This window comes from Marinomonas sp. TW1 (genome assembly GCF_001625355.1).
Classification (GTDB): Bacteria; Pseudomonadota; Gammaproteobacteria; order Pseudomonadales; family Marinomonadaceae; genus Marinomonas.
The window spans coordinates 36,346-61,747 of record NZ_JSEE01000015.1; the positions used below are offsets into that span (position 1 = coordinate 36,346).

Sequence of the window (25,402 nt, forward strand, 5' to 3'; positions counted from 1 at the left end):
TGTTTCAATGACCACCATTTTAGCATTAGATACGTCAACGCCAGCATGTTCTGTGGCGTTGAATATTGATGGTGTTGTGTTGGAAGATTTTCGCATGGCACCGCGTCTGCATAATGATTTGATCTTACCTATGGTCGATCAACTTCTTCAACAAGCCCAACTGACTTTATCTGATTTAGATGCCATCGCGTTTGGACGTGGTCCAGGTTCGTTTACTGGGCTCCGTATTAGTGCGGGGGTTGTTCAGGGGCTTGCTTTTGGTGCGGATTTGCCGGTTGTGCCAGTGTCGACATTGGCAGCATTGGCGCTAGAAGGTTTCCAAAAAACCAGTCAATCTCATTGGCTGGCGGCACTGGATGCTCGCATGGGAGAAGTGTACATGGCGGGGTATCGAGTTGATAAAAATGCTCAAGGTTATCACCTTGAGTGCCTGGTACCAGAAGCCGTATCAAAGCCGGATCAATTGCCTAAGTTCACACAAGCTTTTAATGGTGTTGGCTCAGGTTGGTGTTACAAAGACACGTTAGCGTCTTTATTGCCGGAAATGCCATCGCATGTGTTGGATGATTTAGCGCCACGAGCGGCTTGTATCGCTGAATTGGCGGCCATCAAATTGGCGAAAGGGGAAGTGGTTTCTGCGTATGACGCGATTCCAACTTATTTAAGGGATGAAATCACCTGGGAAAAACAGGCGCCTCGTATAGGAAAGCGTTAAAATGTTGTGGTACCACATTGTATTTCTGGCCTTGATTCAAGGCCTTACGGAATTTCTGCCCATTTCCAGTTCGGCTCATCTTATTCTTCCCGCTCAATTATTGGATTGGCCTGATCAAGGATTAGCCTTTGACGTGGCGGTGCACGTTGGTACTTTAGCGGCCATCGTTTGGTATTTTCGCGCCGATTTATGGAAGATTATTTGTGCTTGGGTGAGGGCGGTTTCTGGCAAAGGTGGTTGCAGCGATAGTAAGCTGGCTTGGTGGATTGTCTTGGCGACGATTCCGGCTTGTGTTGCGGGTCTAGTGTTTGATGATTTTATCAGTACACATTTGCGATCTATTGAAGTCATTGCCTATACCACAATTGGTTTTGGTGTCTTGCTCTGGCTCGCCGACCGGTTTGGACATTCACATAAAACTCAGCAAGATCTTGCTTTAAACAATGTACTGGCGATAGGTTTGGCTCAGGCTTTGGCTTTGATTCCAGGCACGTCTCGATCCGGTATTACTATGACGGCAGCCCGCAGTCTGGGCTTTACTCGTGAAACCTCCGCACGTTTTTCATTTTTACTTTCCATTCCTCTGATTACGGCGGCTGGCAGTTTAAAACTGATTGAGCTAATGTCTTCGGCGATTGTAGTGGATTGGTCTAGTCTTATTATGGGCGTGATTTTATCCGCCATCAGTGCGTATTTATGTATTTATCTGTTTTTAAAATGGTTAAATACCATAGGTTTCTTCCCATTCTTTATTTACCGCCTTGTATTGGGTGTGATTCTTTTATTTATGGTTTATGCCTAACTTTGTTAAGTTGGTGTTTCATTAGGGTGGGGTTATGCCAAGTTCTATTGCCGTTGCGACAAATGAATCCTCATTCGCTAATGAGGTAAAAGCCTTATCGCAACAGCTGCAATTGCCATATGTTTTCCTGAAAAAAGAGCTTAAATTCGCTACCGAGTATGATTATCTTTTATTGAAAAATACTCAGGGTGTGGCGATGGCTAAAACCGGCAAAGGGGCGCCTAAACCTGTTTTGGTTGATTTTACCTCTGGAGCGGCCGATCACAGACGACGTTTTGGTGGTGGTAAAGGTCAGGATATTGCTAAGGCAGTGGGTTTAAACAAACGCAATCATTTATCGGTTTTAGATGCGACAGCAGGCTTAGGGCGTGATGCTTTTGTACTCGCTTGTTTAGGCTGTGAGGTTAGCTTGTGTGAGCGTGTAGGCTTTGTGCGTCAAATGTTAGAAGATGGTTTGTATCGCGCATCGATGCACGCTGAGGTGGCTGACATTGCCGCCAAGATGAGGTTACAGGTTGGAGATATTGCTGAAATGGATGAAGAGGCCACATTCGATGTGGTTTATCTTGATCCTATGTATCCGCATACGGAGAAATCCTCTGCGGCGGCTAAGAAAGAGATGGCATTTTTTCGCGATTTGATAGGCAAAGACGATGATGCAGATCGATTACTGGCCGAGGCGAAACAGCGAGCTGAATATCGTGTGGTTGTAAAACGACCAAAAGGCGCACCTTACCTTAATGGTGAGGAACCGACTTATCAATTAGATGGTAAATCTGGCCGCTTCGATGTGTATGTTTTGAAATCACTCGATCTTCCTTAACACGAGAAATTGTCATTAATAATGCGGTGGTGTTTCATTGTCATTAATGGATTGCTGCTGGCGATAGCTTTCCAATTGTTTTGCAAACAAGCCCAATTGCTCTTTCAATATTAGCATGTCTTTTTGTTGTCGAATCAGTGCCTGATTTAAGCTGTCAATCGTGTCTTCTTGAAACTGTGCTTTCATCTCTAATTCATCGATACGTAGATTGAGTTGTGAGGTATTCATAGAGGCCTTCTGTGTGTTAATCTTATTAAGCTAAGCTCATATTTTTACAGTCATTCTCTAAAAAATTACATGACTTATGTCGCGGTCATTTATAAAGTAAGAATGGCGTGAAAATTGCCTATTGATAGGGTGCAGGTATTTTACTCTCATCTTTATTGGCTTCACATGGCATTTAAGAAAGAGTTTGGTAAAAATATCTATTTATTCACTTTTACTAACACGAAGCTGGCTTTATTTGGCCAATTTCGCTTCACAATACTATTTAATAAGATAAGAGATATATTGTTATGAATGATCATCAAGATAATTTTTCGAGTCAAGGTACGTCAGGTGCCGGTTTTTTTTCATTGCGCGCTTTTATTGTTAGCTTAGTTATCGCACTTATTGTGCCATTGCTAATTGCAGGGGGTTTAAAAGAAGACATTGCCACAAACTACCTAGTTTACTTTGGTTTTGTTCTAGTATCGGTTTACCTTGGTACTATGGTAAGTCAAATTCGTGTGTCTGGATCGGCTGGTCATGAAGATGACGATGATGACCGCGAGCAAGGCACTGTGAAGTGGTTTAACTCTTCAAAGGGCTTTGGTTTTCTAACGATGGAAAACGGTGACGATGTATTTGTTCATTACCGTGCGATTCGTGGCCGTGGCCGTCGATTCCTAGTTGAAGGTCAACTTGTTCGCTTTTATGTCACTGAAGGTGAAAAAGGTAAGCAAGCTGAAAACGTATCCATTGTTCGCGGCTAATTATCGCGATTGAATTTTAAGAGGCAAATATGGCTCAGGTAACATTGAAAGGCAATCCATTTGAAACAGTAGGTACGTTACCTGCTGTTGGAACACAAGCTCCTGATTTTGAATTGGTTAAAACAGATTTGTCTGTGACGACATTGGCCGATTATCAGGGCGCTAAATTGGTATTGAATATCTTTCCATCTATAGATACGCCGACTTGCGCAACCTCTGTTCGCAAGTTCAATGAATCAGCGGCAGCCCTAAAAGGGGTTAATGTGATTTGTGTGTCTGCGGATCTGCCTTTTGCTGCCGCTCGTTTTTGCGGTGCCGAAGGCATTGATAATGTGGATACAGGTTCTAGCTTCCGTTCTACTTTTGGAGCGGACTATGGTTTGGCTTTTGCCAATGGTCCATTGACGGGGTTGTTGTCTCGTTCCGTTATTGTATTAGACGAGTCTGGCAAGGTGCTTTATTCAGAGCAAGTTGCAGAGACGGCAGATGAGCCTAACTATGAAGCCGCATTAGCGTCTTTGTAATTGTCATGTTCAATAAAAAATCCCAGCCTTTCGGTTGGGATTTTTTTTATCTACAGACTCACCTTTAACAAGGTCGATTTAATCTTTTTGCATTGGAATGGTGTTCGTTGATCGCTCAACACTGTTGTCTTTATTGAGATAAACCAGCTTAGGTTTAAATTGATCAGCTTCTGCTTCATCAAGTTGGCCGTAAGCGGCGATGATGACACGGTCACCGACTTGCACACGACGAGCAGCTGCGCCATTCATAGAGATGGTGCCTGAACCAGCTTCAGCTAAAATGACGTAAGTATGGAAGCGTTCGCCATTATCGACATTGTAAATATCAATTTTTTCAAATTCACGAAAACCCGCTAATTCGACTAGGTCTTTATCGATTGCACATGAACCGTCGTACCAAAGCTCAGCTTGGGTAACGCTGGCCATATGAAGTTTGCCTTTCAAAAGTGTTACTTGCATTACAGTCTCTCTACTCTTATTTTCTTAGTGCGCTTTTACCTTGTGGGTGCCAGCGATATTACGTCCAAATGAATGGCCCTTCGCCCTGTTGGTTGATTCGCCACCATTGGTCAGGGTCTTGTTCGCCAGCTTCTTCCCATCCTTGATAATTGCAGCGGACTTCACAATTTAGGGTGGAGAAGGCTTGTCTAGCGCAAGCCATATCGTCTTCCCAAGGGGTTTTGTCAGAGTCAAACCATACCGACGTAAAGCGCTTTCCTGCAGCTTGTTCTAAGATGGTGACCTTGATGTCTGTCTGCTGATACTCGAAGGTGAGTTTGGTGCAGACTGCGGTAGGCTGCTTCTTCTCAATGACGTTGAACTCGCCTTCTAGCCAACGGATGATGTTATCAGTTGGGCAGGATAGTAGGTAAATTTCGATGTCAGTTTGCATCGTCTTCATCCCTTTTTTGTAGCATATGATAAATCCTTAAGACGCTCATTGACAGATAGCCTGCCATTGTCCAAATAACACCACAGCTCGCTAAGATTAAGCCAAACAGGGCTATGATTTCTTGTGTTAATGATTCGCTTAATACCCGGTCAGACACCATTAGAACCAAAACGCCAAACACAAAAAGCAAGCCGCCTTGAATCATCTTGATCAAGGCGAGTTTTGGGCTGTTGCCTAGCTTCATGGCTAATCGGTGGATTTTATCTCTCATTGTTGAATCGTTATTTTGTTTTCACAAATAGGTTTTCTAGAATGTCAGAATACACATTGGACAGCTGTTCTAGACTGTTGGCATCTACACATTCGTTGATCTGATGGATGGTGGCGTTTATTGGACCAAGCTCGACAACCTGAGTGCCCATTTTAGCGATAAAGCGGCCATCAGATGTGCCGCCAGACGTGGATAGTTCAGGTGTGATGCCAACGTTCGTTTCAATTGCTTTGACCATGGCATCAACCAGTTCCCCAGGCTTAGTTAAGAAAGGAAGGCCGTTGTAAGTCCAGTCAATGTGGTATTCCAATTGATGTTGATCAAGAATGCTTAGTACGCGTTCTTTTAAGGCGTCAAAATCCAGTTCGGATGAAAAACGGAAATTGAATTGTGCCTTTAATGTGCCAGGGACAACATTGGTTGCGCCAGTGCCGGCTTGGATATTAGAGACTTGAAAGCTGGTCGGCGGGAAGAAGTCATTGCCATTATCCCAATGTGTGTTAGCCATTTCCGCTAGAGCAGGTGCGGCTAGGTGAATCGGATTTACGGCCAGATGAGGATAGGCAACGTGGCCTTGTTTACCATAGACAGTGAGGTCACCGCTAAACGAGCCGCGACGACCGTTTTTGATGATGTCGCCAAGCTGTTTGGTACTGGATGGTTCGCCAACAATACACCAATCGACTTTCTCATTGCGTTCCATCAAGGCATCGACGACTCGAGTTGTACCGTCAACAAACGGACCTTCTTCGTCACTGGTAATGAGGAAGGAAATTTGTCCTGGATGATTCGGGTGGGCTTGAACAAAGTGTTCCACCGCTGTGATCATCGCGGCTAAGCTGCCTTTCATATCGGCTGCACCACGTCCATAAAGCATGCCATCAATGATTTCTGGCTGGAAAGGCGGGACTTTCCATTCACTTTCAGGGCCTGTTGGTACGACGTCTGTGTGGCCTGCGAAACAAAGGTTTGGTCCCGAGTCTCCGCGTTTTGCATAGAAATTTTTCACCTCACCAAAAGGCATTTTTTCGATCTTAAAACCAAGCTTTTCGAGGCGTTGGATCATCACATCCTGGCAGCCTGCATCTTCTGGTGTAACGGAAGGGCGGGAGATAAGATCTATGGCAAGTTTTAGGGTAGGAGACAAGTCAGACATTCTTTACCTTTGTGTTGGTTTTAGCTACTTTATAAAAGATTCTGTTACTATAACAGGAGATTTGTATAAAGGTGGGATTATGAAGCTAGGTGTTGTCATTTTATTGAGTTCTGTTGTCGCTGGTTGCAGCTTTTTTGGACCACAACCCGTCATTCAGGAATCTTTTTTCGTTCCCGTAATTCGTTCAGATGTATCGACATCAGGATACACTCCAACCGTTACGCCTATGACTCAAAGAAAGGAAGCTCCTCGCATTTACACCCCAGTTCTACGTTAAAGTAAGGTTTGAGTGTATTGCTCAGCATTAAATCCTAAATACACGTCATCGTTTTTCACAATAAGTGGTCGTTTAATCACTGAAGGCTGTTCAAGCATAAGCGCAACGGCATTGCTTTCATTCATATTTTCTTTAACGTCATCGGTTAACTTGCGCCAAGTTGTGCCACGTTTATTGATGACGGCTTCCCAGCCTAGCTTCGCGACCCATGTGGCAGCAAGTTCGGCATTCACGCCTTCTTTTTTGTAATCATGGAATTGATATTCCACTTGGTGCTCATCAAGCCAACGAAAAGCTTTTTTCATCGTGTCGCAATTTTTAATGCCATAAATATTTAACATAGCGGACTCCCGTCGTATTCAGGATAAAGACGATTGAGGGTAAAAAGATGGCGCTTTAACGTTACATTAAAGCGCCATGATTTGACTCATTAAAAACTAGTTATGTGCGTGCAATGCTTCGTTTAAAGCAATGGCTGTCTTATTGGTTTTGCATTCAATTGCGCCCGTTTCAGAATTACGACGGAACAATAGATCGGATTGGCCAGACAAGTCGCGGGCTTTTACGGTAGAGACAACTTGGTTGTCCTCATCCAGTACGGTTACTTTAGAGCCCGCTGTGATGTACAAACCAGACTCAATAGTGCAGCGATCGCCTAGACCGATGCCAATACCAGCGTTAGCGCCAATCAAACATTGCTCACCAACACCAATGACAATGTTGCCGCCACCAGACAGGGTGCCCATGGTTGAACAGCCGCCGCCTAGGTCAGAACCATTGCCAACCACAACGCCTGCCGAAATACGGCCTTCTACCATGCTGGTACCAAGTGTGCCGGCGTTGAAGTTAACGAAACCTTCGTGCATTACTGTGGTGCCTTCACCTAAGTGAGCGCCAAGACGGATGCGTGCTGCATCGCCAACACGAATACCGGTTGGCACAACAAAGTTAAGCATTTTAGGGAATTTATCCACGCTGAAAACTTCAATGGTACGACCTTCCATGCGAGCGCTTAGTTGGCGGTCAGCAAGTTCACGGACGTCGATTGGGCCTTCGCTGGTCCAGGCTGTGTTAATCAGTAAGCCGAACATACCATCCAACACGGTGCTGTGTGGTTTAACTAGGCGATGAGAGATCAATTGCAGCTTCAAGTAAACTTCAGCTGGATTGCTTGGTGCTTCATCTGTCGCCAAGACACATAGAATAACCGGCTGAGTAGAGGCTTTCAGGCGGGACGCTAATTCAGCTTGTTCAATGTTACCGGCTTTTAATAGGTTCATGTGAAGGCGGTTTAGGTCGCTTTCCTCTAGAACTAGCGTACTGTTGCCGCCTTCATAATTTGTGCTTTCTACTAATGCATCAAGCGTGGTCTTTTCAGCCCCTAAACAAGGCGCTGAATAAAAGACTTCAAGCCAGTCGCCTTCTTTGTTTTGAGTGCCGATACCAAGACCGAATGCAAAAATTGAGTTACTCATGTATTTATCTCCAACTGAGTTTTATAGCTAAGGGGTTATCTGCGACTGAGGAAGGCTTTTATTCTGTGTGCCGCCTCAGTGCATTCTGATTCTTCGGCAACCAATGCCATACGAGCATGCTGGCTACCAGGATTGTGTCCGTTTACGTCACGACCAAGGTAGCTGCCAGGTAATACCAACACGGCTTCTTCTTGGTATAACGCTGTACAGAACGCTTCGTCAGATATGGTCAGCTGTGGCCATAAGTAGAATCCTGCTTCGGGCTTGCTGACCTGCATGACGGGTTCGAGTATGTCTAACACCGCGTCGAATTTACGGGTATAAATTTGACGGTTTTCGATCACGTGCTGTTCATCATTCCACGCTGCAATAGAGGCCATCTGATGATGGATTGGCATAGCACAGCCTTGATAGGTGCGATACAGCAAGAAAGGTTTAAGTATGTTGGCATCGCCTGCTACAAATCCTGATCTGAGACCGGGTAGATTCGAGCGTTTGGAAAGTGATTGGAAAATCAAACAATGCTTATAATCTAAGTGGCCTAATTGCTGGCAAGCTTCTAATAGTCCTAGTGGTGCGTCTTCACCGAAGTAAATCTCTGAGTAACATTCGTCCGCAACGATGGTGAAGTTAAACTGTTTGGCTTTTTCAATAAGAAAAGCGTATTCCTCTAAGGTCGTAATGGTGCCACTAGGGTTGTTCGGCGAGCAAACAAATAAGATTTCGCAACGAGTCCAAACCTCATCGGTTACGGCTCGGTAATCGATTTTATATTGGTTGTTGGCATCGCATGGCAGGAAATGGCGATCGGCGCCTGCCAGAATCGCGGCACCTTCATATATTTGGTAAAAAGGGTTAGGACTAATCACGAGTGGAGAGGTTTTTTCTCCGACCAATGTTTGGGTAATAGCGAACAGGGCTTCACGTGTGCCAGTGACAGGCAACACTTGAGTGTCAGGGTTTAGATCGTCCAATTGGAAGCGTGTTTTGGTCCAGTCACTGATGGCTTGGCGTAATGCGGCTTCCCCTTTGGTACTCGGATATTTGCTCACACCATTAAGGTTATTGGCCAGAGCTTCCATTGCCACTTGAGGTGCCTGATGTTGTGGCTCTCCAATGGTCAGTTTGATCAGCGTTTTATCTGGGTTAGGCTGTATGCCTTCTAAGAGCTCAGCTAACTTCTGAAATGGATAAGGATGTAAGGAATCAATAAATGGGTTCATGTTTTCTTTAATCCGTCGCTTGCGAAAAGCGGTCAATTTTTTCTTTTAATAGGTTACAAATGGAGTCCATACGCTGCGGATCACTGATCAGCTCACCTTGGTCATCGGTGATGTAAAATGTGTCTTCTACGCGTTCGCCCAGGGTCGCAATCTTAGCTTTGTGCAGCATGATGTTATGGTTCATAAAGAATTGGCCGATTAGGGCTAATAACCCAGGACGATCAGGGGCTGTCACCTCTAGAGCGGACCATACTTCTTCTGCTTGACTGACAAAATGCGCGGTTGATGGTGAATTGAAAATCTTCAAGATTCTTGGTGTGTGACGTTGTACCACACTGCCATAAGAAGAAGGGTTTTCCAGTTGCTCCATCAAGGTGTCTTTTATCAAATCAATGCGCTGTTTATCAAGGTATAGATTCTTGTCCGCTTCATTGCTGTCCATGACCACAAAGCTGTCTAAAGTGTAATTGTCGCTGGTATGGCTAATTTTTGCGTCTAGAATGGTCAGCCCCAATTGCTCAAAAATGGCGGCCGTGACGGCAAATAAATGTTCGCTGATGGGGGTGTAGATAAAAATTTTGCTGGCCCCTGAAAAGTTTCTGCCTCCTAGGGGGGTAATCGCAATCAGGGGTTTATCACTCGGCCTGTGGCGTATAATGGCTTCGGTATTCCACGCGATTTCATCCCCATTTGAGCGAATGAAGTATTCCTCTTCAATGGTGTCCCAAATGGCTTCGGCTTCGGCAATATCGACATTGCGTTCAATAATAATTTCCAGCGCTCTTTGTTTGTGTTCATCACTGATGGTTTCGGCATCAATGGGGGAGTCGAGACCGCGGCGCAGGGCGCGCTTCGTTTCCAAATAGAGTTGACGCATCAATGAGGCTCGCCAACTATTCCACATGGTTGGATTGGTCGCGTTAATGTCGGCAACCGTTAAGATGAAGAGGTAATCTAGGTGTTCTTGATCTTTGACATAGCTGGCAAATTCCCAAATAACCTCTGGATCGGATATGTCTTTACGTTGTGCGGTGACCGACATAAACAAGTGATTGCGAACCAACCAGATGACGAGTTCCGTATCGCGTTTCGATAATCCGTGTCGCTCACAAAAGAGTTGTGCATCAACACAGCCCAGTTCAGAGTGATCGCCGCCACGCCCTTTGGCTATGTCGTGATATAAGCCAGCAATATAGAGCAGTTCAACTTTTGGAACGTGGCGAATCGCTTGCGCAGAAATCGGGAATTTGTGTTTAAACTCAGCTAGCCATAAGCGGCGCAAATTTTCGATCAGTTGTAGGGTGTGCGCATCGACTGTATAAATGTGGAACAAGTCATGTTGCATCTGACCAATGATGGCGCCAAATTCTGGTAAGTAGCGCCCCAAAAGTCCAAGGTGTTTCATTGAACGTAGGATGCTGGTAAGTCGATAGCGGCTGGCAATAATGTCTAAAAATAAGTCAGTGTTGACCTTGTTGTTGCGGAAGTCATCGTCAATCAAATCCAAGCTGTCGCGTAATTGGCGCATGGTATTGGCGCGAATGCCGCGAATGTTTTCATACTCACCGAACAGAACATAGAGTTCCAGCATGCAGGATGGATTGTCTTGGAATAAGTGGCTAGAACGAGCTTCTAGCTGACCATTGGCAATTTGAAAGCGATCATTAATGACTTCAATGTTGTCTTTCTCATCGCTGCTTAGAAAAGATTCTTCAAAATGCTGCAGTAGGAGATCGTTTAATTGTTGAATGGCCGCGACACTTTGATAATAGCCCTGCATAAAGCGTTCAACGTTGCGTTTTAAATCATCATCATCGAAACCGAAGAGTTTTGCTAAGGTGCGTTGATGATCAAATAGCAGGCGATCTTCTTTGCGCCCGGCGATCGTGTGCAGTGCCCAGCGAATGCGCCACAAGTGACTGACTGCGCCTTTGATTTGAATGTATTCGTCTTCTGAAAGGAATTCTTTGTCAATTAATGCGCTGAGTCTATGGGTATGAAGGTGACGTTTAGCAACCCAGTCAATGACTTGCATGTCACGTAAACCGCCCGGACATTCTTTTAGATTTGGCTCTAGGTTGTAGGCCGTATTTTGATATTTGCCATGACGCTGTTTCTGCTCTTGTAGCTTGGCTTCATAAAACGAGCGACCATCCCACATTTTGTCGGTATCGATGTTTACTTGCAGTTTGCTCAATAAGCTTTCTGGTCCGCTCAGAGTGCGAGATTCGATCAAGTTGGTAATGATGGTGATGTCTTGCTTGGCGATATCAGTGCATTCATCCAGACTGCGTACACTGTGGCCGATGTCTAAATTGATGTCCCACAAGAAGGTGATGAAAGCCTCAAGCTTGTCTTTCGGTGCAGAGGTTTCGTTCTCAATCAGAATCAACAGGTCAATGTCCGATTTCGGGTGCAGCTCACTGCGTCCATATCCACCCACGGCGACTAAGCTAACGTGCTTTTCGACATCCAGTCCTTTGGCTTTCCAAGCAGCTTGTAATACCTCATCAAAAAAAGCAGAGAGACCTTTAACCAGTTTCTCAATCGGGTAGAGAGTGTGAAATAGGTCGTTATAGGCGTTGGTTTTTTCTTCAATAATGGCTTTGTAGCGAGGAATCGAGCATTCAGCTTGGGAAAGCTCGTGTTTTTCTTCATTTGAAAGAAGTGGCGGAGCGTCTGGAAAAGCAGGGAAGTCCATACAAAAGCCTCGAAGAATGGATACGGTTGATCTGAGGGTTAGTGAATTGAAACCGCGCTTCTATGCGAAGCGCGTTTCCTCTGGGCGGCGAGTTAGAACTTCTACTCCGTTCGCCGTGACAAGCAGTGTGTGCTCATATTGAGCAGACAAACGGCCGTCTTTAGTTTTCGCAATCCAGTTGTCAGGACCAGAGTGTTTAACCTGTTTTTTACCGGCGTTAATCATTGGCTCTATGGTCAAAGTCATGCCTTCTTCCAATGCAACCCCAGTGCCCGCTTTACCGTAGTGAGCGACTTGTGGTTCACCATGGAAGGTTGTGCCGACGCCATGACCACAATATTCTTCTACCACGGAATAGTGGTTTTTGTGGGCATGAGCGGCAATGGCGGCTCCGATGTCACCCAGTTGTACACCCGGTTTTACCATGTCGATGGCTAAGTAAAGGCACTCTTGAGTCACTTTAGCAAGGCGCTCGGCGTGTGGTGCCACTGGGCCAACAAAGAACATTTTGCTGGTATCACCATAATAACCATCTTTGATAATGGTGATGTCGATGTTGACGACATCGCCTTTTTTCAAGGCTTTATCGTTTGGGATGCCATGACAAATTACGTCGTTTACCGATGTGCAGCAGGATTTTGGAAAGCCGTGATAATTCAGCGGGGCTGGAATCGCGCCTTGCTGCTCAACAATGTAGTTGTGGGCGATGATATCAAGCTGTTCGGTGCTCACGCCTGGCACAACAAATTCTTCTAGCATCACTAGAACGTCTGCAGCCAGTTTGCCAGCGGTTCGCATGCCTTCGATGTCGCTGATGTCAGTGAAGCGTGTCGCCGCAGGACGAGGTGTTGCTTGGGGAACGTCAAGACGGCCATTTTGTGTGAGTTGTTCAACTTTTAGTAGAATTTCGTTGCTCATAGTCTATCGATCTTAAAGAGTTTTCATTTAGTTGTGGGGTATTCTACATGAGTTGAGCGGCAGAATCGCCTCTCTAAATGAAAAAACATTGCTTGGTTTAATGGCTAAAATGCGCTTTTTGTCTTTTGATTTACTCTTGTTTGTGGTATAAAACGCCGGCTTAACGGGCTTATGTCCACAAGTTAAGTAATTACTTAAAACTAACGATCTTGCCGCAATAAATGAAAGTGTCTGGGGTGTCTTAGGTTGCCTTAAACCTTGTTTGACTGATGCTTTTAGCTGGTAAGCACAATTTAACCCAAATAAAGGATAGTAAAATGCCTACAGTTTCTATGCGCGACCTTCTACAGGTTGGTTCACACTTTGGTCACCAAACTCGTTACTGGAACCCAAAAATGAAGCCATTCATTTTCGGTGCTCGTAACAAGATTCATATCATCAACCTTGAGCACACAGTTCCTGCTATTAACGAAGCTCTAGAGCTCGTTAAAAAAATGGCTGAGAACAAAAACAAGGTTTTGTTTGTTGGTACAAAGCGTGCAGCATCTAAAACAATCAAAGAGCAAGCAGCTCGTGCAAGCATGCCATACGTTAACCACCGTTGGTTAGGTGGTATGTTGACGAACTACAAAACCATCCGTGCTTCTATCAAGCGCCTTCGTGAGCTTGAGTCTCAGATGACTGATGGTACGTTCGAAAAATTGACTAAGAAAGAAGCTTTGATGCGTACTCGTGAGCTTGAGAAACTTGAGCTTTCAATGGGTGGTATTAAAGACATGGGTGGTCTACCAGACGTATTGTTTGTTATCGACGTTGATCACGAGCGTATCGCGATCAAAGAAGCAAACAAGCTAGGTATCCCTGTTATCGGTATCGTTGATACTAACAGTAACCCAGATGGCGTTGACTACATCATTCCAGCTAACGACGATGCGATTCGTGCGGTTCAGCTTTATGTTTCAGCCTTTGCTGATGCGGTACTTGAAGGCCGTTCTGCAACTGCTGGCAGTGCTGACGAATTCGTTGAAGTAAACGAAGCTACTGAAGCGTAAGCAAACTTTCGAGTTTGTTCTGGTTTCTAAAGGGAGGACGAGTGACTCGCCTCCTTTTTTAAATTTGAATTGGTAAAAGAGGATTTAACATGGCCGCAGTATCTGCAGCATTGGTAAAAGAGCTACGTGAACGTACTGGCCTTGGCATGATGGAGTGTAAAAAAGCACTTGTCGCTGCTAACGGTGATATCGAAGTGGCTATCGAAGAGCTTCGCAAATCTAGTGGTATGAAAGCCGCTAAGAAAGCAGGCCGTACTGCAGCGGAAGGAACTATCGTTATGCGTGTTGCTGACGATGCTTCTTACGGTGTATTGGTTGAAGTAAACTCTGAAACTGACTTCGCTTCACGTGATGAAGGTTTTGTTGCGTTTGCAAACAAAGTTGCTGACATCGTTTTCACAACGAAAGAAACCAACATGGAAACGTTGTTGGCTGGCGAAATTGGCCAGGCTCGTGAAGCTTTGGTTCAAAAAATTGGTGAAAACATTTCGCCTCGTCGTGCGGTTCTCGTTGAAGGCGGTCTAATTGGTGGTTACCTACACGGTAACGGTCAAATTGCTGTATTGACTCAACTAGAGAACGGTTCTGCCGAGTTAGCGAAAGACGTTTCTATGCACGTTGCGGCCGTTGCGCCTCGCGTTGTTAAAGGCGATGACATGCCTGCTGACGTTCTAGCCAAAGAAGAAGAAATCATTCGTGCGCAGCCAGACATGGCTGGTAAGCCAGCTGAAATCGTTGATAAGATGATTGTTGGTCGTATGAAGAAGTTCTTGGCTGAAAACAGCCTTGTTGAACAGCCTTTCGTTAAGAACCCAGAAATTAAAGTGGGTCAACTTGTGAAAGATGCTGGCGCTTCTGTGACTTCTTTCGTTCGCCTTGAAGTAGGTGAAGGCATTGAAGTAGAAGAAGTTGACTTCGCTGCAGAGGTTGCTGCACAGCTTAAAGGTTAATTCCAAGTTGTGTAATGTGTTTTTAAAAGGGGCAGCTTGACTGCCCCTTTTTATGAAAGCTGGATGCAAAAGAGTCGTGTTATTAGATTCAATTGCTCTAAAGATGAAATCCCTTGCCGGAGGTGGGTATGCCAAAAGAAAAGAATCCAAATTACAAACGTATTTTGCTTAAGTTGAGTGGCGAAGCCTTGATGGGTGATGAGTCTTTCGGTATTGATCCTAAAGTATTGAACCGTATTGCGCTGGAAATTGGTCAATTACGCGGTATTGGGGTTGAGGTCGGGATTGTTATTGGTGGTGGCAACCTATTTCGTGGTCAAGCCTTAAGCCAGGCCGGTATGGACCGTGTGACAGGTGATCACATGGGGATGTTGGCAACGGTAATGAATGCCTTAGCAATGCGTGATGCGCTAGAAAGAGCGAACATTGCGACTCGTGTTATGTCGGCCATTACTATGACAGGTATTGTTGAGCCGTATGACCGACGCCGTGCGATGCGTTTGATGAAAGAAGGTGATGTGTTGATCTTCTCTGCTGGCACGGGTAATCCTTTCTTTACAACGGACTCTGCTGCTTGTTTGCGCGGTATTGAGATTGACGCCGATGTTGTATTGAAAGCGACAAAAGTAGATGGCGTTTACTCGGCGGATCCGATGAAAGATCCTGATGCCGTTAAATATGATAAATTGGGTTACGATGAAGTATTAGAGAAACAATTGGGCGTGATGGATTTAACCGCTATTTGTTTAACTCGTGACCATTCTATGCCATTAAGAGTATTTAATATGAACAAGCCTGGCGCCCTGATCAACATCATGGTTGGTGGTAATGAAGGCACACTGATTGAGTGAGGAAGTTATGATTAACGAAATTTTAAAAGACGCAGAAGAGCGTATGAGTAAAGCAGTATCCTCTGTTGAATCCGCGTTTAAAAAAATCCGTACAGGGCGTGCGCACCCAAGCTTGTTAGATTCGATCAAAGTGAACTACTACGGTTCTGATACCCCTTTAAGTCAGATTGCCAATATCACGGTCGAAGACGCGCGTACTTTAGGTGTATCTCCTTGGGAAAGTAACCTTGTGCCGGAAATTGAAAAAGCCATTATGAAATCAGATCTTGGTTTGAATCCGGCAACCAACGGAAGCCTTATTCGCATTCCAATGCCGGCTTTGACGGAAGAGACTCGTAAAAACTATTTCAAGCAAGCAAAATCGGAAGCGGAAAATGGTCGTATTGCCATTCGTAATATCCGTCGTGATGCAAATGCAAATTTGAAAGACTTGGTGAAAGAGAAAGAAATCTCTGAAGACGAAGATCGTCGTGGCCAAGATCAAGTGCAAAAGCTAACGGATAAGTTTGTCGCTCAGGTAGAAGAGCGCCTTGCCGCGAAAGAAAAAGACTTGATGGAAATTTAATGAGAGAAGCGAGCTTAGCTCGCTTTTTTTATTGGCTAGGATATATGTATGTCTGAATTGGTTGACAGCAGCGCTGAATCTGCAGTCAGCCCGGCTCATATTGCCATTATCATGGATGGTAATAATCGCTGGGCGAAGAAAAAACATCTCCCGAGTATTGCGGGTCATACAGCGGGTGCGGCAGCGGTGCGTCGTACCGTTGAGGCGGCCGCTCGATCTGGGGTAAAGGTGTTGACCTTGTTCGCATTTTCCAGTGAAAACTGGAAGCGCCCACAGGTGGAAGTGGATGGTTTGATGGGGCTCTTTATGCGCTCCCTGAAAAAAGAACTAAAACGTCTCAAGGCTCATAAAATTCGACTGCGAGTAATGGGGGATGTGTCAGGTTTTAGTGACAGTTTACAGGCGCAAATTCGCGCGACTGAAGACGCTACTAAAGATCATGATCAGATGACGCTAGTCATCGCAGCGAACTATGGTGGTCGTTGGGACATTGCTCAAGCGGCCAAATTATTAGCCGAAGAAGTGGCGTCAGGTCAGTTATCTCCTGAAGACATTACAGCGGAAAAATTGGCGTCACGAATTCAGTTGGCGGATTTACCTGAACCGGATTTGTTAATCCGAACGTCTGGCGAAGAGCGTATTAGTAACTTTATGTTGTGGCAATCAGCGTACTCAGAGTTTGTCTTTTTGCCGGTTTTGTGGCCGGACTTTGATCAATCTGATTTTGATGAAGCCATTGGCATTTATCAGAATCGTCAGCGTCGCTATGGTGGGCGATAATCATGCTACTTCCTCGTATTCTCAGTGCCATCGTAATGGCTTTTTTGTTTATCTATGCGGTCTTCTTTTTAGACACGTTCGCTTTTTCCGTTTCTATGGCGGGTGTTGTGGTGCTGGCGGCTTGGGAATGGGCGCGTTTATCTGGCGCTAAAGGGCAAGTGGGTCGTATTGGTTTTGCGGCTTTTGTCGCCATGCTTTGTTATGTGTCTTCTGTCTATCAGTTACTCACCCTTAGTTTGTATATTAGCCCTATTTTGTGGTGTTTAGCTTTGTATTGGGTGATTCGTTACCCAACGCCTTTAGTCTGGCAGCATACTTATGCTCGACTTGTGTTCGGGGTGTTGGTCATGGTGTCGACTTGGGCTGCTTTGGTTGTGTTAAAACAATCCGCTGATTTTGTTATCTGGGTACTGTTGCTGATGGGGCTTATTTGGGGGGCTGACTCAGGGGCTTATTTTGCCGGTCGTGCCTTTGGTAAACGCAAATTGGCCAGATTCGTTAGTCCAGGTAAATCGTGGGAAGGGGTGATTGGCGGCATTATCCTCACGCAAGTGGGCGTTGCTTTTTTCTGCCAATGGCAAGCTTTTAGCGTACTTGAATGGTTTTTATTGGCTTTGGTTGCGTTGTTGACGACGGCTGTCTCAGTGTTAGGCGATTTAACGGAAAGTTTGTTTAAGCGCCATGAGTCGTTAAAAGACTCTAGTCATTTGATTCCTGGTCACGGTGGTGTGATGGATCGTGTCGACAGTTTGACGGCCGCTGCACCAGTATATGTTTTGTTTTTATTGTTAAGTGGATGGCTTTAGATGCAAGGTATTTGTCTATTAGGCGCAACGGGCTCGATTGGGCAAAGTACGCTGGACATTATCGCTCAGCATCCAGATAAGTTTTCTCTTGTCAGTGCCTCCGCCAATACCAGTGTGGCTAGAATGGTGGACATTTGTCGCCAGTTCCAGCCACAACGTGTGGTGATGGGGACTCAAGCCGCTCGAGACGAGTTGGCCGTGTTGTGTGCGGATCTTGATATTTCCTTTGAATGGGGCGAGTCGTCTTTAGAGAGTATTGCGGCAGATCGTGCTGTTGATCAAGTGATGGCTGCGATCATGGGGTTTGCTGGATTGAAGCCGACCCTGTCTGGGATTCGTGCGGGTAAACGTATTCTATTGGCGAATAAAGAATCCTTGGTGACAGCTGGCAAGTTGTTTATGGATGAAGTAGCCAGTCACAATGTGTGTTTGTTACCGATTGACAGTGAACACAATGCGATCTATCAAAGCTTGCCTCAGCGTTCAACTGGAGCGCACAAACAAGACGTGGATAAAATCATTTTAACCGCATCTGGCGGCCCATTTCGTACTTGGTCATTAGATGAGATGGCTAACGTCACACCTGCACAAGCTTGTAAGCACCCCAATTGGTCGATGGGTCAAAAAATCTCCATTGATTCTGCGTCCTTGATGAACAAAGGCTTAGAGCTAATCGAAGCCTGTTGGCTATTTGATGTCACCCCTGACGATGTTGATGTGGTGGTTCACCCTGAAAGTATTATTCATTCTATGGTGTCGTATCGCGACGGGTCGGTCATTTCTCAAATGGGCAACCCTGACATGAAAATCCCCATTGCTTATGGCATGACTTGGCCCAATCGAATTGAAACCAATGTCCCTGTATTGAATCTTACCGAAATTGCTCGGTTAAATTTTGAGTCTCCAGACTTACAGCGCTTCCCCAATTTACAATTGGCGGCGGATGCTTGGTATCTGGGTGGGACGGCGATGGCGACTTTAAATGCGGTGAATGAGGTAGCGGTAGCGGCCTTTTTACAGGGGCGAATTGGTTTCTTAGACATAGCGCGTGTCAATTATAGTGTGTTGCATCAAGCAGAAGTGATCCCTGTGAATGATCTTGAAGTGGTCTTTGCCGCGGATGCTGGTGCCCGCAAACTGGCCGAAGCCTGTATTGCTCAGGAGGCATTTTAATGCTGCAAAATATTCTTTCGATTGTTGTCGCTTTAGGGGTACTGATTACCTTTCATGAGTTTGGTCATTATTATGTGGCGCGTCGTTGTGGTGTGAAAGTGCTGCGCTTTTCAGTCGGTTTTGGTAAACCCATTTACCGTTATGTGAGCAAGAAAACCGGCACAGAATTTACTTTGGCGATGATTCCTCTTGGTGGTTATGTGCGCATGCTGGATGAGCGTGAAGGCAATGTACCAGAGGCTCTTAAGCATCAAGCTTTTACTCAGAAAAATGTGTGGCAGCGTATTGCTATTGTGGCGGCAGGGCCTTTGGCAAATTTCATTTTGGCGGTGGCGATTTATGGTCTCGTTGCTTTGCTTGGCATTCAGAGTTTAGCGCCAAAAGTTGGTCATATTGCTGAGGGGAGTTTGGCTTCTCAGACACAGATGCAAGAGGGCGATGAGCTGGTTGAAGTGGCTGGTGAGGCGGTTTCTTCTTGGGAAGAGGTGAATTTAACGCTTGCGGGCTTGATTGGTCAAACAAGAACTATTATCGTTCGCTATCGCGTTGACGGTTTGAGTAGTATTCAGCAGGACACCGTGAATTTGAATCGATGGCTAGTTGGTGAGGAACCGAATAATCTCATTCAATCTTTTGGTTTGTTACCATGGCAACCGACCGTCGTGCCTGTTATTGCTCAGGTGGTTGAAGGTGGTGCGGCACAGGCTGGTGGCTTTGAAGCGGGCGATACCATCGAATCAATCGATGATGAGGCCATGTCGAGCTGGCAGCAGGTTGTAAAGAAAGTGCAAACCAGCCCAAGTAAACGTCTGACAGTAGTAGTATTAAGGCAAGGACAAAGTAAAACCCTTTCTTTAACGCCTGCGGCTGCAGAACGTAATGGTAAGGTGATGGGTTATGCTGGTTTGGCCGTTGTACCACCCAAATGGGATGATAGCTTAATTCGAGAACGTCATTACGGTATGTTTGAAGCCATTGGTTATGGCTTTCAGCAAACCGAAAAGATGGTTTCTTTGACGGTTTCTTCCATTGGAAAGATGTTGCAAGGGTTAATTTCACTGGATAACTTATCCGGACCGATCACCATTGCTAAGGTGGCCAGCGCTTCTGCGGACTCTGGTTTGCAGTCATTTTTGAAGTTTATGGCTTACTTAAGTGTGAGTCTTGGTGTGTTGAATTTGTTACCCATCCCAATGTTGGATGGTGGGCATTTGTTGTTTTTTAGTATCGAGGCCATTCGTCGTAAACCTGTATCTGAAAAGGTGCAGGGGGTGGCGTATCGAGTTGGGGCTTCTTTGTTGTTTGCTCTAATGGCCGTTGCCATTTTTAATGATATTGCCCGCTTGTAGAGAGGTATATGTGAGAGTCGTTCTAGCTGTATTGTTGACTTTAATCAGTGTGCAAAGTATTGCAAAAGCGGTTGAGGATGTCCGAATTGATGGTTTAGTACAAATGCCATCAGCCAGAGCATTTGATTTAATCGGTTTTAATGAAAATCAGTCTTATGACTCAGGGAAGGTTTATCAGGCTATTAGTGCGTTATTTGATACCGGATTCTTCAGTGATATTGATGTCTATGAAGAAAACGACGTACTCGTTTTTAAGCTTGTTGAACGTCCTTCCATTGGCAACCTCACGATCGAAGGCAATGAACTGGTTAAAACAGAAGATTTAGAACGAGGCCTTAAGTTATCAGGCTTAGAGATTGGTGAAATATACAAACCAGAAACTCTGAACCAAATAGCGCAAGAATTACAGCGCCAATATTATGCTTTGGGCCGTTACAGTGCCAAGGTTGATATTTCTGTTGAGGAAATGCCGCGTAACCGTACAGGTATTAAAATTAATATCGATGAAGGTGACACGGCGAAAATTGTTCACATCAATATCGTTGGTAATAACCATTTTGACGAAGAGACGTTAACAAAAGACTTTGAGTCTCGTGAAACCGGTTATTGGAACCCCTTCAGCTCCGCCGATGAATACGCCAAAGCTAAGATTCAAGGTGACATTAATACTTTAAAAAGCTTCTATCTTGATAATGGCTACTTAGACTTCCAAGTCGTGTCGAGTCAAGTCAGTTTGTCGTCTGATAAACGCGATGTTTACATCGTGATCAACCTTGATGAAGGTCAGCCTTATTATCTGAATGATGTGACCTTAAGTGGTAGCTTGCCAATTTCAGAAGACAGAGTGTGGAAGCAAATAACGCAGAAGAAAGGCGATCTCTTTTCTCGTAGCCAAGTGACGAAAATCATCGAAGGCATTTCAACTGAGTTGGGTGATGACGGATACTTGTTTACCAATGTGAATGTGATTCCGGAAAAATTGGATGATCATACGGTCAATTTGAGCTACCAAATTACCCCTGGGCCACAAGTGTATGTTCGACGTATTACCTTTAGTGGTAATAGCGAAACTCAAGATGAAGTACTGCGCCGCGAGATGACGCAATTTGAAGGCGCGTTAGCGACACACTCAAAAATTCAGTCATCCAAACGTCGCATTGAGCGTCTGGGTTTCTTTGGTAGTGTGGATTTGCGTACTCGTCCTGTGGCGGGCACGACGGATCAAGTTGATATCGATGTGGTCGTAGAAGAGCAAGCCTCAGGTAGTATTCAAGCCAGCATTGGTTATTCACAAGAAGACGGTACAGTACTGGGCTTTGGTATTTCTAAGCGTAACTTTTTAGGAACAGGTAATAAGTTATCTTTCAATGCTTCTCGTACCGATTCCACTCAGGATTACTCGATTAATTATGATAACCCTTACTTTACTGTGGATGGTGTTAGTCGTGGTTTCCAAGTGTTCTATCAAACCAGTGATCATGCCGACGATGATGTTGAGGATTATGACTTAGACGAAATCGGTGTTGGGGTCAATTATGGTTACCCGATTTCAGATACGCAGCGTCTAACCTTTGGCATGACGGTAAAGGAAAGTACGGTTCAGTTAGGTTATGACCCATCGAATGAGACCGAAAATTATGTCGATACTCATGGTAATAATTATGACGATGTTATTGCCAGTTTGACTTGGTCTGATAGTGATTTGATTGGTGGGGTATTGCCAACCAATGGTTATTCGACCAAAGCGACATTAGAAGTTGCTTTACCTGTGGGCGATCAGCAGTATGCAAAAGTAGGCCTGACATCACAGAAGTATTGGAATTTAAGCGGTTCGGACCTGTGGTTGTTCCGTCTGAAAGGTCGTCTTGGTTATGGGGCGGGTTATGGTGACAGTGATTCCTTACCTTTCTTTGAAAACTACTATGCCGGCGGTGCTTATTCCGTGCGTGGTTATGGTGCTTCTTCACTAGGCCCGCAAAACTCATACGATGATGAAGGCACTAGTACGTCAGCATTAGGTGGGAATATTCTAATGACGGGAACCGCGGAACTGATTTTCCCACTTCCTATGGTGGAAGATCATAAGTCTGTGCGTACGTCGATTTTCTTAGATGCTGGTAACGTTTTTACAGACGATTGTTTGTCGACCAATACCGAGTGTAATGAAGGGGTGGACTTGGATGAAATTCGTTTAAGCCTAGGTTTTAGTTGGACATGGATTACACCGATTGCACCACTGTCGTTTAACTTTGCAAGACCATTAAATGCGCAAGACGGTGACAGTACCGACGTTTTTCAATTCCAGTTAGGAACAACTTTCTAAGTTAATCTGAGCAAAAGCATAAGAGGATTTGTAATGAAAAGAATGATATTGGCACTTTGTGCCTTGATGTTGATGAGCAGCGTACAAGCGACAGAAATGGCCGTGGTCGACTTTAGAGCCGCGCTATTACAAAGTAATATTGGCCAACAAGCCGCCAAAGAACCAAAGCAAAAAGTGGCGCAAATGGAAGCCCGTTTAGAAGAAGAACAGACAGCGCTAAAAGAAGCAGACGAGCAGCTTAAAAGAGAAGAATTAACGTTGGCGCCAGAAGAATTCAACAAGCGTCGTAATGATTTAGTGAAAAGACAAAATGGCATTCGCCAAATGGCCGCGAAAATGCAACAACAAGCTAAATTGTTAGAACAAAAGCTGATTGAAAGTCTTACTCCTAAAGGTGAAGCGGCTCTAAAATCCATTATTGATGAACGTAAACTAGACTTAGTATTAAATAGACAGCTAAGCTTATATGCTAATAGTGAATCCGATATCACCAATGAATTGGTGGAACGCATTAATAAGGACAATTAATTTATGAGTTATACGCTAGGGCAATTGGCTGAAAAAGTCGGGGGCGTCGTCAAAGGCGACAGTCACCTCGTTATTGATAGATTAGGGACGCTGGAAAAAGGCACAAAAAACGAATTAAGTTTTTTAGCTAACCCTAAATATCAAAGCCAGCTTGCAGAGACTAAAGCGGGTGCTGTCCTAGTAAAAACTGAAGAGCTTGCGATTGACCTTGATCATGCCATTATCGTTGCTAATCCCTATCTTGCGTTTGCTCAATTGTCGCATTTATTTGTTCCGCGTAAGGAATCTTGGTTAGGGGTTCATCCTTCTGCGGTTGTGGCTGACGATGTACAACTGGGTGAGAATGTCGTGATTGGCCCTAACGCGGTGATCGATTGCGGCGTCATCATTGGTGATGATTGTGTGATTGGAGCGAATACAGTCGTCAGTCGTGGCTGCTCGTTAGGGCGTGCGACGCGCTTATATCCCAACGTTACTTTTTATCATGATGTGTTTGTGGGCGCCGATTGTATCTTCCACAGTGGTTGCATTGTGGGGGCTGATGGTTTTGGCTTTGCGCCAAATAACGGCGAATGGGAAAAAATCGATCAGCTTGGCAGTGTGCTTATTGGTGATCGAGTAGAAATAGGTTCTAGTACGACGATTGACCGTGGCGCAATAGAAAATACACAAATTGGTCATGGTGTTAAAATAGATAATCAAGTTCAAATTGCTCATAACGTCGTAATTGGCGATAATACCGCCATTGCTGCAGGAGCAGCGATAGCAGGAAGTGCAAGGATAGGTGCTTCCTGTACAATTTCTGGTTGCGTAGGGATTGCGGGTCATATCACAATCACAGATCATGTTCATATCACAGCGATGAGTATGGTAAGTAAATCGATTCCAGAAGCGGGCTCTTATTCCTCCGGAATGGGTTTGGAACCAACGCCTAAGTGGCGTCGTTCTGTCGCACGCTTTAGACGAATTGATAATATGGCGAAGCAAGTTACAACACTGGAACAGAAAATTAATAAGCTTTCAGAAAAGGTTGATGTTTAATGATGGACGTAAATGAAATTCGTCAGTATTTACCTCATAGGTACCCGTTTTTACTAGTTGATCGTGTTGTTGAGTTAAATCTGAACGATTCCATCGTGGCGTATAAGAATGTGACTGTGAACGAACCATTTTTTAATGGCCATTTTCCAGATCATCCGGTGATGCCTGGTGTATTGATTATTGAAGCGATGGCACAAGCGGCCGGTGTTCTCGGTTTCAAAACAATGGATAAGACACCAGAAGACGGTTCTATTTATTATTTTGTCGGGTCAGATAATGCTCGATTTAAACGTCCTGTTGTACCAGGTGATCGTCTACAATTGGAAGCAAAGATTATCGCCGAAAAACGCGGTATCTGGAAATTTGAGTGTAAAGCAACGGTTGATGGCCAGCTTGCTTGTTCTGCAACCATCATGTGTGCTGATAGGAAGTTATAGTGGCGATACATCCAACTGCTTTAGTCGATCCGAGTGCTGAACTTGACCCAAGTGTTGAAGTTGGGCCGTTTTCTGTGATCGGAGCGAATGTTAAAATTGGAGCTGGTAGTGTTATTAAATCTCATGTGGTGATTAATGGTCATACTGAGATTGGTGAAAATAATGAAATTTACCAGTTTGCTTCTGTTGGAGAAGCAAACCAAGACAAAAAGTACAAGGGTGAGCCAACGCGTTTGGTGATTGGTAACAGTAATGTTATCCGTGAAAATGCTACTATTCATCGCGGTACCGTACAAGATCAAGGCATTACTATTATAGGTAGTGGTAATTTGTTTATGGCCAGTACGCATATCGGTCATGATTGTGTTGTCGGTGACAATAATATTATGGCGAACTATGCGGCATTAGCTGGACATGTGACGTTAGGCGATAATGTCATTCTGGGTGGCTATACTGGGATTCATCAATTTTGTCAGGTGAATTCATACAGCATGTGCGGCATGGGATCCATGGTCTCAAAGGACGTACCAAGGTTTATCATGGTATCCGGAAATCCAGCTAAAGCGCATGGTATGAACTTTGAAGGGATGCGTCGTCGAGGTACTCCGAAAGAGGTCATACGTGCCTTGAAAAATGCCTATAAAAGTGTCTATTTGAAAGGCTTAACACTGGAGTCCGTACTGAGTGAATTGGAACAAAGCCCAGACTATTCCATTCCTGAAGTGGAAAAATTTGTCAGATCGATTCGAGCGTCTGAGCGCGGGATAATTCGATAACTCCCCCATAGAAAAAGAAA

At 44.9% G+C, this 25,402-nt stretch carries 28 protein-coding genes; 18 read left to right on the forward strand and 10 right to left on the reverse strand.

Annotation, left to right across the window (positions count from 1 at the left end):
- Positions 1–7: 7 nt before the first annotated feature.
- From tsaB to OA79_RS14170, 3 genes are read left to right on the forward strand one after another with little or no spacing between them, the layout of a single operon-like run.
- Positions 8–715: a tRNA (adenosine(37)-N6)-threonylcarbamoyltransferase complex dimerization subunit type 1 TsaB gene (gene tsaB / locus OA79_RS14160; protein WP_063333889.1), complete on the forward strand. Its 708-nt coding sequence runs from the start codon at positions 8–10 to the stop codon at positions 713–715.
- 1 nt (position 716) lies between these two features.
- On the forward strand, positions 717–1,517 hold the full coding sequence (locus tag OA79_RS14165; protein ID WP_063333890.1) for an undecaprenyl-diphosphate phosphatase: 801 nt from the start codon (positions 717–719) through the stop codon (positions 1,515–1,517).
- Between the two features lie 34 nt (positions 1,518–1,551).
- Positions 1,552–2,340 (forward strand): class I SAM-dependent methyltransferase, encoded by a 789-nt coding sequence (locus OA79_RS14170; protein ID WP_063333891.1) that lies wholly within the window; start codon positions 1,552–1,554, stop codon positions 2,338–2,340.
- A gap of 15 nt (positions 2,341–2,355) precedes the next feature.
- Here the strand turns inward: OA79_RS14170 and OA79_RS14175 are convergent, their stop codons facing one another.
- Positions 2,356–2,568, reverse strand: coding sequence for a SlyX family protein (locus OA79_RS14175; protein ID WP_063333892.1), 213 nt, complete (start codon positions 2,566–2,568; stop codon positions 2,356–2,358).
- A 287-nt stretch (positions 2,569–2,855) separates the two neighbouring features.
- On the opposite strand from OA79_RS14175, the gene OA79_RS18560 reads away from it, so the two are divergent.
- Positions 2,856–3,314: a cold-shock protein gene (locus OA79_RS18560; protein ID WP_063333893.1), complete on the forward strand. Its 459-nt coding sequence runs from the start codon at positions 2,856–2,858 to the stop codon at positions 3,312–3,314.
- 29 nt (positions 3,315–3,343) lie between these two features.
- Positions 3,344–3,838, forward strand: coding sequence for a thiol peroxidase (gene tpx / locus OA79_RS14185; RefSeq protein ID WP_063333894.1), 495 nt, complete (start codon positions 3,344–3,346; stop codon positions 3,836–3,838).
- 78 nt (positions 3,839–3,916) lie between these two features.
- Here the strand turns inward: tpx and panD are convergent, their stop codons facing one another.
- From panD to map, 9 genes are all read right to left on the reverse strand, one after another.
- Positions 3,917–4,297 (reverse strand): aspartate 1-decarboxylase, encoded by a 381-nt coding sequence (panD, locus tag OA79_RS14190; protein WP_063333895.1) that lies wholly within the window; start codon positions 4,295–4,297, stop codon positions 3,917–3,919.
- Positions 4,298–4,355: 58 nt separating this feature from the next.
- The gene (locus tag OA79_RS14195) at positions 4,356–4,730 is read right to left on the reverse strand and encodes a hypothetical protein (protein ID WP_063333896.1); all 375 of its coding nucleotides are present in this window, start codon (positions 4,728–4,730) and stop codon (positions 4,356–4,358) included.
- Complete coding sequence (locus OA79_RS14200; RefSeq protein ID WP_063333897.1) at positions 4,720–5,001, reverse strand: hypothetical protein; 282 nt, start codon at positions 4,999–5,001, stop codon at positions 4,720–4,722. Before OA79_RS14200 ends, OA79_RS14195 begins: the two co-directional genes overlap by 11 nt.
- A 10-nt stretch (positions 5,002–5,011) precedes the next feature.
- On the reverse strand, positions 5,012–6,157 hold the full coding sequence (gene dapE / locus OA79_RS14205; protein ID WP_063333898.1) for a succinyl-diaminopimelate desuccinylase: 1,146 nt from the start codon (positions 6,155–6,157) through the stop codon (positions 5,012–5,014).
- A gap of 273 nt (positions 6,158–6,430) precedes the next feature.
- Entirely contained in the window at positions 6,431–6,775 is a 345-nt protein-coding gene (locus OA79_RS14215) for an ArsC family reductase (protein ID WP_063333900.1), read from the reverse strand.
- A 96-nt stretch (positions 6,776–6,871) separates the two neighbouring features.
- On the reverse strand, positions 6,872–7,909 hold the full coding sequence (dapD, locus tag OA79_RS14220) for a 2,3,4,5-tetrahydropyridine-2,6-dicarboxylate N-succinyltransferase (RefSeq protein WP_063333901.1): 1,038 nt from the start codon (positions 7,907–7,909) through the stop codon (positions 6,872–6,874).
- A 35-nt stretch (positions 7,910–7,944) separates the two neighbouring features.
- A complete protein-coding gene (gene dapC, locus OA79_RS14225; RefSeq protein WP_063333902.1) occupies positions 7,945–9,132 on the reverse strand; it encodes a succinyldiaminopimelate transaminase in 1,188 nt (395 codons plus the stop codon).
- Positions 9,133–9,139: 7 nt separating this feature from the next.
- Complete coding sequence (gene glnD, locus OA79_RS14230; protein WP_063333903.1) at positions 9,140–11,833, reverse strand: [protein-PII] uridylyltransferase; 2,694 nt, start codon at positions 11,831–11,833, stop codon at positions 9,140–9,142.
- A gap of 60 nt (positions 11,834–11,893) precedes the next feature.
- On the reverse strand, positions 11,894–12,751 hold the full coding sequence (gene map / locus OA79_RS14235; RefSeq protein ID WP_197465401.1) for a type I methionyl aminopeptidase: 858 nt from the start codon (positions 12,749–12,751) through the stop codon (positions 11,894–11,896).
- Between the two features lie 317 nt (positions 12,752–13,068).
- Between map and rpsB the strand changes: the two genes are divergently transcribed.
- The 13 genes from rpsB (at position 13,069) to lpxA (ending at position 25,382) form a co-directional block, all read left to right on the forward strand.
- Positions 13,069–13,803: a 30S ribosomal protein S2 gene (rpsB, locus tag OA79_RS14240; RefSeq protein ID WP_063333904.1), complete on the forward strand. Its 735-nt coding sequence runs from the start codon at positions 13,069–13,071 to the stop codon at positions 13,801–13,803.
- Between the two features lie 89 nt (positions 13,804–13,892).
- Positions 13,893–14,753 carry a translation elongation factor Ts gene (gene tsf / locus OA79_RS14245; RefSeq protein ID WP_063333905.1) on the forward strand — a complete coding sequence of 287 codons (861 nt, stop codon included), beginning with the start codon at positions 13,893–13,895 and terminating at the stop codon, positions 14,751–14,753.
- 128 nt (positions 14,754–14,881) lie between these two features.
- The gene (gene pyrH, locus OA79_RS14250; protein WP_013797131.1) at positions 14,882–15,604 is read left to right on the forward strand and encodes a UMP kinase; all 723 of its coding nucleotides are present in this window, start codon (positions 14,882–14,884) and stop codon (positions 15,602–15,604) included.
- 7 nt (positions 15,605–15,611) lie between these two features.
- A complete protein-coding gene (gene frr / locus OA79_RS14255; RefSeq protein WP_063333959.1) occupies positions 15,612–16,169 on the forward strand; it encodes a ribosome recycling factor in 558 nt (185 codons plus the stop codon).
- A 48-nt stretch (positions 16,170–16,217) separates the two neighbouring features.
- Positions 16,218–16,949, forward strand: coding sequence for a polyprenyl diphosphate synthase (gene uppS, locus OA79_RS14260; RefSeq protein WP_063333906.1), 732 nt, complete (start codon positions 16,218–16,220; stop codon positions 16,947–16,949).
- 2 nt (positions 16,950–16,951) lie between these two features.
- Entirely contained in the window at positions 16,952–17,755 is an 804-nt protein-coding gene (locus tag OA79_RS14265; protein WP_063333907.1) for a phosphatidate cytidylyltransferase, read from the forward strand.
- Complete coding sequence (gene dxr, locus OA79_RS14270; protein WP_063333908.1) at positions 17,756–18,928, forward strand: 1-deoxy-D-xylulose-5-phosphate reductoisomerase; 1,173 nt, start codon at positions 17,756–17,758, stop codon at positions 18,926–18,928.
- Positions 18,928–20,277, forward strand: a complete 1,350-nt coding sequence (rseP, locus tag OA79_RS14275) for an RIP metalloprotease RseP (RefSeq protein WP_063333909.1) — start codon at positions 18,928–18,930, stop codon at positions 20,275–20,277. Before dxr ends, rseP begins: the two co-directional genes overlap by 1 nt.
- The gene (bamA, locus tag OA79_RS14280; RefSeq protein ID WP_063333910.1) at positions 20,258–22,600 is read left to right on the forward strand and encodes an outer membrane protein assembly factor BamA; all 2,343 of its coding nucleotides are present in this window, start codon (positions 20,258–20,260) and stop codon (positions 22,598–22,600) included. The genes rseP and bamA overlap by 20 nt, the downstream gene beginning before the upstream one ends.
- A gap of 33 nt (positions 22,601–22,633) precedes the next feature.
- Entirely contained in the window at positions 22,634–23,128 is a 495-nt protein-coding gene (locus OA79_RS14285; RefSeq protein WP_063333911.1) for an OmpH family outer membrane protein, read from the forward strand.
- A gap of 3 nt (positions 23,129–23,131) precedes the next feature.
- Positions 23,132–24,169 (forward strand): UDP-3-O-(3-hydroxymyristoyl)glucosamine N-acyltransferase, encoded by a 1,038-nt coding sequence (gene lpxD / locus OA79_RS14290; protein ID WP_063333912.1) that lies wholly within the window; start codon positions 23,132–23,134, stop codon positions 24,167–24,169.
- Positions 24,169–24,606, forward strand: a complete 438-nt coding sequence (fabZ, locus tag OA79_RS14295) for a 3-hydroxyacyl-ACP dehydratase FabZ (protein WP_013797122.1) — start codon at positions 24,169–24,171, stop codon at positions 24,604–24,606. Before lpxD ends, fabZ begins: the two co-directional genes overlap by 1 nt.
- Positions 24,606–25,382: an acyl-ACP--UDP-N-acetylglucosamine O-acyltransferase gene (gene lpxA, locus OA79_RS14300; protein WP_063333913.1), complete on the forward strand. Its 777-nt coding sequence runs from the start codon at positions 24,606–24,608 to the stop codon at positions 25,380–25,382. The genes fabZ and lpxA overlap by 1 nt, the downstream gene beginning before the upstream one ends.
- Positions 25,383–25,402: the final 20 nt, after the last annotated feature.